At 30.7% G+C, this 322-nt stretch carries 1 protein-coding gene; it reads left to right on the top strand.

Annotated features, from left to right (window positions below):
* Positions 1-322 (top strand): transposase (locus tag ACJDTP_RS28175; RefSeq protein WP_406763020.1); only part of this gene is annotated, 322 nt, incomplete at both ends.

The following is a 322-nucleotide window of genomic DNA, read 5'->3' as shown; positions in this document are numbered from 1 at the left end:
ATTATTCTACCTTTTCGTTAAGAGCTAAGACTTTAGAGAAACATATATATTATGGTATTTATGCTATGTTTGTTGAATTTATTAACCCAGAAACTAGACTATGTGCAATTGATGCTACTGCCTTAAGAAGTTCAAAATACGATAGCGAAGCTAAATCCGGCAAAGGTACACGTCTGGGATATTATAAAGGTTACAAGTTACACTGCATTACAACAGTTACTGATACTATAATTCCTCTAGTTTTCAGTTTAACAACAGCTAATGTTTACGATAATCAAGTTCAGGATTTACTATATGAAGCTAAAAATTATAATCCATTTTT

The organism is Candidatus Clostridium helianthi, from assembly GCF_045310795.1.
Lineage (GTDB): Bacteria > Bacillota > Clostridia > Clostridiales > Clostridiaceae > Clostridium > Clostridium helianthi.
The sequence above is the reverse complement of the archived record's forward strand: the minus strand, read 5'-3'. Positions and strand labels throughout refer to the sequence as shown.